Raw genomic sequence first — 9,275 nt, 5'->3', positions numbered from 1 at the left:
CTATTAAGTTAACCCACTTTGGAGTTTCGTCAAGAGGTGTTCCAGTTCCCGCTTGAGATCGTCCCGGTAGCGTTTGCTGTAGCCTCCCACGATGACCCGGGTCTTCTTCTCCCCCACGGGTTCCACGTACACCCATATCCGGCGATGGGTAAAGAAGAAGGCCACAAAGACCCCCAGGATCATTAATATGCAACCCGCATATACCAGGAAGGCCCCGGGATCCTTACGCACCTGAAGCCCGCTCATGAAGAGGGGTTTTATGGCCACCAGGGAAAGGGACAGGGTCTCCGGGGAAAGGGTAATCTGTTCCTTGTGACCCTCAACAAGCCACATCATGCGCGGGGGCTGGTCGTCCTTGGAAAGCCAGATCTGAGCCATGCGAAAACCGTGCGCCTGGGCGTACCGGATGAGACCCAGGGTGAGTTTTTCCTCCGGCCAGCGGCCATCCTGAAAGGGTTTAATCCATACCTCCTTGACCTTGTTCCCCTTTTCGATGCGAACCTTGAGGGCCGCATACTCCTGATAGGAGGCCTGGTAGAACTTGATCCCCCGATATTGAAGGGGATGGTTGACCCGGATCAGATAATTAAAGCTGCGTGAGCCGTCCAGGACCTTTACGTAGGAACGATAATCCCGGGGGATGCCGTTGGGATAGAATTCTATCTCGAATTTTTCCAGTTTTATCTTGAAGGGAAGGGAGATGAATCCTTTCTTGTGCCGGAAGGGGAAGACCTTGTTGGAGGTCTCTCCCTCCAGAAGACTCATCGACCCCCGATATCCGAAGAGGGCTCCGATAAGGGCTCCGGCCACGATGAGGAGGATCGAACCATGCACAAAATAGACCGCGAAGTAACTCCATCGATAACGGTCCCGAACCCCCAGCTCCCCTTTTCCGAATTTCCGGAAGAGGAAACCCTCCAGTCGGGAACGGATGGTTTCCGGGGCTTCCGGAATTTCGGCCTTTTGCGCCAGGGGCAAACGTTCAGGATCGATGAGGAAAGGGTCCCTCCGAAAGAGCTTGAGGGAGACAGGAAAACGTTTCAAGGAACAAAAGATGAGATTGGCCATGAAAAGGGCCAGTAAGGAGGCATACCACCAGGAGTGATAGGCGTCGTAAAGGGAAAGCAGGTTGATGAGTTTCCCCCACACCGGCCCGTAGTGAGCGATATAAAAGCCAGGTTCCTGCCCCTGGGGGATGAAGGTTCCCAGGATAGAGGTGGCTGCCAGGGCCAGAAAAAGGAAGATGGCCAGTCTTAAAGAAGCCAGAGAATCCACCAGCTTTTTCATCTTTCACCCCTTTGAGATGCGGATTTCGGCGATCTATCCCCCTGTGTGAGCCAGGGCCAGGGGAAGATCTTTATCCTTTGGACCTCCGCCTCGTTTCTGGGTATTTTAAACCCTGGACCAGGGCGGTCAAGGAAGATAGGAAATAAGCTTTTCCGGGAGATAAAGCCCGCAACCCCAGATCTTCCCTTCACAGCGCAGGATCACATACCCCGGCTCCAGGGAGCAGGTAAAGGGAATCTTTTTCTCCAGCCGCAGCCGATCCAGGGTATAACGATCCAGGTCCAGGATACCCCTGCGGGCATATACCCCGAAACGCTGCAGGGCAGCGGTGGTGGGTTTGAGGTACCCCGAAACCTTGCGCAGGAAGAGAAGCCCCGCGGTCTGGATGCGCAGTTTTTCCAGGGCCCGAAGATGAGGGGTGCGCACGAAAAGCCAGTAATTTTTGGCTGTGGCCAGAAATTCGTAAGAATTAAATATTTCCGGGGGAATACCGAAACGATTTTCCAGGTAGCGCAGAATTTCTTCTCGTTCCTCCTCGGGTATCAGGCGGGGCCAGGTGGCCTGCGGATCCAGTTTTTTGCGGTTTTTCCCCTTCACGCCACCCTCCTCAGTTTGGCCACAAAGAAGCCCACGGCCTCGATTTCGTGGGCATAAAAGCGTTTAGCCTTTACCAGATGGGGATGAAAGGGACGCCCGGCCCATTCCGTAAGCCCCGGATGGGAGGGGAGGGGAGCCTCCCAGTCCAGCAACTCGGCCTGGCGCTTTCTTAGAAGATAATCCACCACCGCCTCGTTCTCCTCCGGATTGATGGTACAGGTGGAATACACCAGGATCCCCCCGGGCTTGAGAAGGTCATAGGCACGCACGATGAGTCCCTTCTGAATACCCGATAAGTTGGTCCGCCCCTCCTTCTGGAAGAGTAGCTCCCCTTCGTAGCCCCTGCGATAGCGTCCCTCTCCGGAGCAGGGGGCATCCACCAGCACCTTGTCGAAGCTTACCTCCAGGGGGTATTGCTCGCCCCGATAGACCGTGGTCACCACGCAGGCTATTCCCAGACGGCGCAGATTGGCCACCAGGGCGGTGATACGGTCCAGGCGTCGATCATTGGCCACGATCACCGCCTGATCCTCGGTGTGCTGGGCTATCTGGGTGGTCTTACTCCCCGGGGCCGCGCAGAGGTCCAGGATTAGCTCCCCCGGACGGGGCTCCAGGGCATAGACCGGTAGGGAACTGGAAAGGGTCATGGGATAGATGAGGCCCAGATAATACTCCTCGGTATTTCCCAGGGAAAACTCCCGGGGTTCCACCCGGAAAAACCAGGGCACCTGGGGAACCGGTTCCACCCGGAATCCCTGTCGGGAAAGACCCTCCATCACCGGAGAGGGATCCCCGATTTTGAGAGTATTTAAGCGAAAATAAAGGGGTAGAGGTTGGGAGAGGGCCTCGAGGAAGGCCGGATAATCGGGAATGATCTCCCGATAGCGTTCAAAATACTGATCGGCGGTCTCAGGAGTTTCGGCCATTGCGAAGCCACCGGAAGAGCTTCGGATGATCTTCCACGATCAGATCCGCTTCCCGGAGATGTTCCGGGGGGAGGGTGGTGGTGATGGCTATGCAGAAGAGCCCGGCCGATTTGGCCGAACGGATTCCCGCCGGGGCATTTTCCACCGCGAGGGCCCTCTGTGGAGAAGCCCCCAGTTCCCGGAGACCGGTCAGATAGGGGTCGGGATGGGGTTTGCGTCGGGGGACCCGGTCCCCGCTGACGATAAGATCGAACAGTTTTTCCACGGAAGCGGGGAGGACCTCCCGCAGGATTTCCCGATGAGAACTGGTAACCAGGGCCAGTTTTCGTCCCTCGCGTTTGAGTTCTTCCAGTTGTTCCACCACCCCCGGAAAGGGTTGGACCCGGGAACGGTATTTCCGGGTGAAGATCTCCTTCTGGAGTCGGAAGGCCTCTCGAAAAAACTCCGGCGTGGGGATGATCCCCTGCCCGGTGAAAAGCTCCCGGGCGGTATCCAGTTCTATGGCGCCTTCGTGCAGATAAATGGCCTCCTCCGGAATCTCCAGCCCAAAGGAGCGAAAGGCCTCCTGCCAGGCCCGGACATGCCAGGGCATGCTATCCAGAATCACTCCGTCGAGATCAAAAAGCAGGACTTCTTTCATAAGAGACTCATCACCTCCTCCGGATCCAGTCCCCGGATAAGGATAATCTTTTCCCGGGATTTTTCACCTGAAAGAAGGGTAAGATTTCGGCGTGCGATTTTCAATCTTTGGGCCAGGAATTCCAGGAGAGCCGCGTTGGCCCGACCTTCCTGGGCCGGAGCCGTAAGCCGGATCTTGAGGGCCTCTCCGTGGTAACCGACAATTTCATTCTTCCTGGCCCTCGGTTGAACCCGAACCCTGAGAAGCGTCCCCTCCGGATGTTTCTGGACCGCGAGCACGGGATTTCTCCTCCAGGTGTTCCAGATAGGAAAGTAAAAGGGCCCTGAGATCCAGACGAAGCTTTTCCCGGACCTTCCACAATCTTTCAATATCTTCTTCTAGCTCCCGGGCTTCCTTTTCGGCTTCTTCTATAATGCGACGGGCCTCGGCTTCGGCCTGGGCCTTTATGGTTTCGCTGAATTCATCCAGCCGGCGCAGGGCCTCCCGAAAGGCCCGGACCTCCTGTTGTAGTTCTGCGATTTCCTGTTCCTTACGGTTCAATTCATCCCGCAGTTGATGATTTTCCCGGATGACTTCCTTGAGGAGATCCGCCACTTCGTTCAGGAAATTGCGTACCGCCCCCCGGCTATAACCGATGGGGACCACACTGAAACGTTTCTCTCGGATGTCGCGGGGAGTGAGTTTCATCGCAGCCTCAGGGATAGTTCGTAAAGGGTGGGCACCAGAAATTGTTGCAGGAAGACGATGGCCAGAATCACCACCAGAGGAGAGAGATCCAGGCCACCTATGGGGGGAAGGACCCTTCTCACCCTCCAGAGCACGGGTTCGGTAATCTGATAGAGGAAGCGTACGATGGGATTAAAGGGGTCGGGATTCACCCAGGAAATGATGGCCCGGATGATGATGACCCAGAGATAGAGCGTGAGCACCAGATCTATTACCTTGGCCAGGGCTGCCAGAAAATATCCCAGTACAAACATAGACTATCCTCTCCCGAAGGGACATACCGGGAAACGACATTCCTTACAGTGCAGACAATACCCCCCATGTCCCAGGGCGGCAAGATCCTTGCGGGTAAGAATTTCCCCGGCCAGCACCCGGGGCAACACCAGGTCTAGGATGGTTACCCCGTGGTACATGCCGCAGGCCGGGACCCCCAGGATGGCTTTTTCGCCCAGATAGGCCACCAGAAACATGTTTCCCGGCAAGACCGGGGCTCCGTAAGTAAGGGGATGGGGGTTAAGATCGGCTATGGCCGCCCGGGTGACATCGTCCGGATCCACGGACATACCTCCGGTAACCAGGACCAGATCCACCCCTTCCTGCAGCATGGCCTCGATGGCCTGACGGATGCGTTCCCGGTCATCCGGGACGAATTCCGGCCCCAGCACCTCCAGGCCGTAGGCCCGGAGTTTGGGGAGCATCACCGGGGCAAAGGCATCCTGAATGCGGCCGTAATATACCTCGTTTCCGGTGATCACCAGGCCGGCCCTGGACATCCGGCGGGGAAGGACCCGCAGGACCCCCGGGCTTTGGGCCGCGATGCGTTCCACTTCCTCCAGGAGGCTCTCCTTGACCACCAGGGGGATGGCTCTCCCTCCGGCCAGGGGTTCTCCCTTTTGCACCCAGAAGTTTCCGTGTCGGCTGCTGAGGGCTATTTCCCCCAGGAGATTGATCCGGTACAGGGCCTCCACATCCACCTTGAAGAGCCCCTCCCGGGCGGCCCGGAAGGTGACTTTGCCCTCCCGAACCTCCTCGGAAAAGGTTACCCCTTCCCCGGCCACGGCCCGGGCCAGACGCAGGGCCGCCTGGTCCTCGTGCAGTTCGTCCGGATCGATTTCCAGGACATAGATATGATCCTTGCCCAGGCGCTTGAGATGGGGAATATCCTCCTCCCGAACCACATGCCCCTTACGGAAGGCCGGACCCTTGAATTCCCCGGGGCGAATCTCGGTAAGATCATGAGGAAGGACCATCCCCACCGCCTCCTCAACGGGGACGGTCCTAGCCCTCATGGTGACGGGCCTCCTTTTTTTCGTAGGCTTCGATGATGCGCTGCACCAGCGGATGCCGGACCACGTCTTTCTTGGTGAAGAAGACGAAGGCAATCCCTTCCACATCCCGCAGAATCTCCACCGCCTCTACCAGGCCGGATCTCTTGGGATCCGGGAGGTCTATCTGGGTAATGTCTCCGGTGATCACCGCCCGGGAATTATATCCCATACGGGTAAGAAACATCTTCATCTGATCGGAGGTGGTATTCTGGGCCTCATCCAGGATGATAAAGGCCTCATTAAGGGTGCGCCCGCGCATGAAGGCCAGCGGGGCCACCTCGACAACCCCCTTCTGGAGGAGGCGGGAGGCCTTATCAAAGGGAAGCATATCGTAGAGGGCGTCGTAAAGAGGCCGAAGATAGGGGTTTACCTTTTCCACCAGGTCTCCGGGAAGGAACCCCAGTTTTTCTCCGGCCTCCACCGCCGGCCGCACCAGGACGATACGGGATACCTCGCCCTTCATAAGGAAAGAGATGGCCATGGCCATGGCCAGATAGGTCTTTCCGGTTCCGGCCGGCCCCACTCCGAAGACGATATCGTGATTGCGAATGGCCTCGATATAACGTTTCTGGGTAATTCCCTTGGGGGTAATGACCTTGCGCCCGGAAGTGACAAAGACCGTATCCAGGAAGATCTCCCGCAGATTGGCCTTGGGATTTTCCGCCAGGATCCGGGCGGCATACTCTACATCGTGGGGATAAAGGGTGTAGCCGGCCTTAAGAAGGCTGTAAAGCTCCTCACAGGCCCGATCGGCCAGTTCGGTGTCCAGAGGATCGCCGGTGATGAGGATCTGGTTGCCCCGGGCCGTTATCTGGACCCGAAAGGCCTTCTCCAGGGCCTTGAGATGGGCACCTCGTTCCCCGAAAAGATGTCGGGCCAGCTTGTAGTCCTCAAAGGTTCGCTCTATCGTGGTGGTCAAGGTTTCCTTCACCTCCATGTCTTATAAATAAATTAAACTATATAAGGTTGGCTTTCTCGGTGACGCATTTTTTCCAGTCGCTGGTTATAAAAGTTTATCACCTCTCGCCGACTTATCATCCCCAGAAAGATGCGCGGGTCGTCACTTTTTACTACCGGGAGCTGGTCTATGTTGCGGATGGTGAACTTGCGCAAGACGGTATTGATATCTTCTTCCGGATGAGTGGTGATTACATCTCGTCTGGCGATGTCGCGTATTATTATAACATCCCAGAGGTCTTCGTTAAAGAGATAGGGGCGGACGTCGTTGATGGAGAAGATACCGGAGAGGAAGCCCTCGGAATCCACCACCGGAAAGTATTGTTGTTCGGTGCGTCCGAAGAGGGTCACGAATTGGCGCAGGGTCATGTCCTCCGGCACCACGGCATAGACCTTTTCGGGCCGGAAGATATCCTTGACCTTGATGTCCTCCAGAATGTCGGTGAAGAATTCCCCCCGATGGGCCGGGGAATGCACCCGGTTGGGCACCTGGGACTCGTAGAGGCTTTTGACCGGGAGGGGGGAGGAGAGGGTGATCTGGACGAAATAGGCCACCATAACCGAAAGGGCCGCGGCAGGCATGAGGCCGAAGGCCCCGGTGATCTCAAGCACGATAAAGATATTGGCGATGGGGGCCCTGGCTGCGGCTCCGAAAACCGAGGCCATGCCTATTACCACATAAGGGGCCGGAGGCTGGTTGAAGAGATAGGCTACGAATCCCCCCAGCATACCTCCCACCACCAGACTGGGAGCGAAGTCGCCTCCGGAGCCTCCGGAACCGATGGTGATGGAGAAGGCCAGGATCTTGACCAGGCAGACCAGGAGCATGAGTTTTCCAGGTAATTCTCCGTCGATGGCTTTTTGGAGCCATCCGTAGCCGATCCCCAGGACCTGAGGGAGTACCAGTCCGAGGAGTCCCACCAGAAGACCTCCCAGAGCGGCGGTGACATAAAGGGGGAGAGGCAATCGTTCGAAGAATCGGGATATGGAATGGAAGACCAGGGGAATTATGGTGCCTATAACCCCGGCCAGAATGCCCAACACCAGGAAGCCGAAATATTGTTCCAGGGAGGGTATGGCCAGCTCGGCGGGCATGCGGAAGAGGGGCTGCCAGCCCACGATGAAACCGCTGAGAAGATAGGCCACTCCGGCGGAAAAGATGCAGTAGATAAGGGCCTGGGCCTCGAACTCTATTTGACTGTAAAGGACCTCCACCGCGAAGAAAGCCGTGCCAATGGGAGAACGGAAGATGGCCGAAAGTCCCGCGCTCATTCCGATCACTACCAGCAGTCTTCGTTCGTGGGGACTGCGGCGGGTAAGGCGCCCGTAGATAGAACCCACCCCGGCGCCGATTTGCGAGGAGGGCCCCTCCCGGCCTGCCGAACCGCCGGAACCCAGGGTCAGGGCCGAGGCCAGCATTTTTACAAAGGGTACCCTGCCCCTTATACGTCCTTCCAGAAAATGGAAGGCCTTGATTACCGCTTCGGTGCCGTGCCCCCGGGCCTCGGGAGCCAGGAGATACACCACCAAGCCGGAAAGGAATCCGCCTAGGGTGGTAACCAGGGGGATAAGGGCCCGCCCGTAAGGGCCCACGATTTCCTGAGGGATTCCCCCTTCGTTGGGTAGCCCCGGGGGGTGATAGTGGGCCAGGTACCCCAGGAAGAAATCCCGGGAAAGGTTGACCATGACATCGAAGATGCGGACCAGAACAGCCCCGGCCAGTCCTATGATAATAGCATCTACCAGGAGCCGAACCTGCTGTCTTCTCACCCCGAGGAAACCTCCTCGCCTTCCTTTACTATACCTTGGCCCGATACTCAAGCGCTTGCTTTATGTTGCGGGCTTGAGTATCCTTGGAGATAAGAATACTTCAACGCAATTTTGGCAGGGGGTAATTTATGGGGCTGCAAAAGATTATCACTCAATACATACCTTTGGGAGTATATGTGGTTACGGTAAGAGACAGGGATAAAATCAACGGGATGACCGCGGCCTGGGTGACGCAGGTTTCTTTTCGGCCCCGTCTTCTGGCTGTGGCCATTGCTCCGGAGCGATATACTTACGAACTTCTCAAGAATTCCGGGGTTTTCTGTATCAATGTCCTGGGGGAGGATCAAATAGATCTGGCCAGGCATTTCGGCTTTCGTTCCGGAAAGGACGTGGATAAATTTGCCGGGGTGCCTTACATTAACGCCCTTAAGGGTTCTCCGGTGCTCAAGAGTGCCATCGCCTATTTCGAATGTACGGTGGTTTCCACCTGTCAGGTGGGGGATCATGAGCTCTTCGTGGGAGAGGTGGGGGATTATGCCGTGCAGGCCGAGGGGGCCAAACCGCTGATCTTTCGCTGGGACGACTTTTTCGGGGGAGTGGAGGCCTGAGATGGCGGCGGAAGGTGGTGCGGGCGAAGAACTTCTGGTGCTCCATGAAAGATGGGTCCGGATGGCCCGGGCCCATTTGCGCGAGATCGTAGCGGTGGTGGTAGGGGTGGTATTGGTCCTGTCTCTGTGGGCGGGATACAGATTTTACCAGGATCGGCGTGAGGGTAAGGCGGCTATTCTTTACCTAAAGGCCCTTTCCCTTAAGGATCGGGCCCGGGGGTATCAGGCGCTTCAGAGGTTGATGCGGGAATACCCCGGCACGGTAGTGGCCCGGGAGGCCCGTCTGTATCTCTGGGAGAGGGATCTGAGCCGCAAACCTCCCGCGGACTTACTTAAAGAGATTAAGCAGATTTCCCGGGGGGCCCGGGGAGAGATGAAGATCTCCTGTACCCTGGGAAGGGCTTATCTTCTGGAGGAAATCGGCCGTCCGGAAGAG

Annotated in this window: 12 protein-coding genes; 2 read left to right on the top strand and 10 right to left on the bottom strand. The window is 57.0% G+C overall.

The annotated features are described in order from the left end of the window. Positions 1 to 3: 3 nt before the first annotated feature. The 10 genes from F8J34_RS02090 to F8J34_RS02050 all read right to left on the bottom strand — a co-directional run bounded on the left by F8J34_RS02090 (position 4) and on the right by F8J34_RS02050 (position 8,231). Positions 4 to 1,287 carry a cytochrome c biogenesis protein ResB gene (locus F8J34_RS02090; RefSeq protein ID WP_297056065.1) on the bottom strand — a complete coding sequence of 428 codons (1,284 nt, stop codon included), beginning with the start codon at positions 1,285 to 1,287 and terminating at the stop codon, positions 4 to 6. A 126-nt stretch (positions 1,288 to 1,413) separates the two neighbouring features. Beyond that, on the bottom strand, positions 1,414 to 1,884 hold the full coding sequence (locus F8J34_RS02085; protein WP_297056063.1) for a hypothetical protein: 471 nt from the start codon (positions 1,882 to 1,884) through the stop codon (positions 1,414 to 1,416). Continuing rightward, on the bottom strand, positions 1,881 to 2,810 hold the full coding sequence (locus F8J34_RS02080) for an RsmB/NOP family class I SAM-dependent RNA methyltransferase (RefSeq protein WP_297056061.1): 930 nt from the start codon (positions 2,808 to 2,810) through the stop codon (positions 1,881 to 1,883). The genes F8J34_RS02085 and F8J34_RS02080 overlap by 4 nt, the downstream gene beginning before the upstream one ends. Next, positions 2,794 to 3,450 carry an HAD family phosphatase gene (locus F8J34_RS02075; protein WP_297056059.1) on the bottom strand — a complete coding sequence of 219 codons (657 nt, stop codon included), beginning with the start codon at positions 3,448 to 3,450 and terminating at the stop codon, positions 2,794 to 2,796. The genes F8J34_RS02080 and F8J34_RS02075 overlap by 17 nt, the downstream gene beginning before the upstream one ends. After that, positions 3,447 to 3,728 (bottom strand): DUF167 domain-containing protein, encoded by a 282-nt coding sequence (locus tag F8J34_RS09720; protein WP_363315397.1) that lies wholly within the window; start codon positions 3,726 to 3,728, stop codon positions 3,447 to 3,449. Before F8J34_RS09720 ends, F8J34_RS02075 begins: the two co-directional genes overlap by 4 nt. Next, the gene (locus F8J34_RS02070) at positions 3,655 to 4,137 is read right to left on the bottom strand and encodes a DivIVA domain-containing protein (protein WP_297056057.1); all 483 of its coding nucleotides are present in this window, start codon (positions 4,135 to 4,137) and stop codon (positions 3,655 to 3,657) included. Before F8J34_RS02070 ends, F8J34_RS09720 begins: the two co-directional genes overlap by 74 nt. After that, the gene (locus tag F8J34_RS02065) at positions 4,134 to 4,430 is read right to left on the bottom strand and encodes a YggT family protein (RefSeq protein WP_297056055.1); all 297 of its coding nucleotides are present in this window, start codon (positions 4,428 to 4,430) and stop codon (positions 4,134 to 4,136) included. The genes F8J34_RS02070 and F8J34_RS02065 overlap by 4 nt, the downstream gene beginning before the upstream one ends. A gap of 3 nt (positions 4,431 to 4,433) precedes the next feature. Next, positions 4,434 to 5,465, bottom strand: coding sequence for a molybdopterin-binding protein (locus F8J34_RS02060; protein WP_297056054.1), 1,032 nt, complete (start codon positions 5,463 to 5,465; stop codon positions 4,434 to 4,436). Further along, positions 5,455 to 6,441, bottom strand: a complete 987-nt coding sequence (locus F8J34_RS02055; RefSeq protein ID WP_297056051.1) for a PhoH family protein — start codon at positions 6,439 to 6,441, stop codon at positions 5,455 to 5,457. The genes F8J34_RS02060 and F8J34_RS02055 overlap by 11 nt, the downstream gene beginning before the upstream one ends. A 14-nt stretch (positions 6,442 to 6,455) precedes the next feature. After that, positions 6,456 to 8,231 (bottom strand): chloride channel protein, encoded by a 1,776-nt coding sequence (locus F8J34_RS02050; protein WP_297056049.1) that lies wholly within the window; start codon positions 8,229 to 8,231, stop codon positions 6,456 to 6,458. Between the two features lie 128 nt (positions 8,232 to 8,359). Between F8J34_RS02050 and F8J34_RS02045 the strand changes: the two genes are divergently transcribed. After that, positions 8,360 to 8,839: a flavin reductase family protein gene (locus F8J34_RS02045; RefSeq protein WP_297056048.1), complete on the top strand. Its 480-nt coding sequence runs from the start codon at positions 8,360 to 8,362 to the stop codon at positions 8,837 to 8,839. Between the two features lies 1 nt (position 8,840). Continuing rightward, on the top strand, positions 8,841 to 9,275 hold a 435-nt coding region (locus F8J34_RS02040), incomplete at its 3' end, for a tetratricopeptide repeat protein (protein ID WP_297056046.1).

The sequence above is a fragment of the Thermosulfurimonas sp. genome (genome assembly GCF_015491435.1).
In the GTDB taxonomy this organism is placed as follows: domain Bacteria; phylum Desulfobacterota; class Thermodesulfobacteria; order Thermodesulfobacteriales; family Thermodesulfobacteriaceae; genus Thermosulfurimonas_A.
Note: the sequence above shows the minus strand (reverse complement) of the source record. Positions and strands in the feature narration are given on the sequence as shown.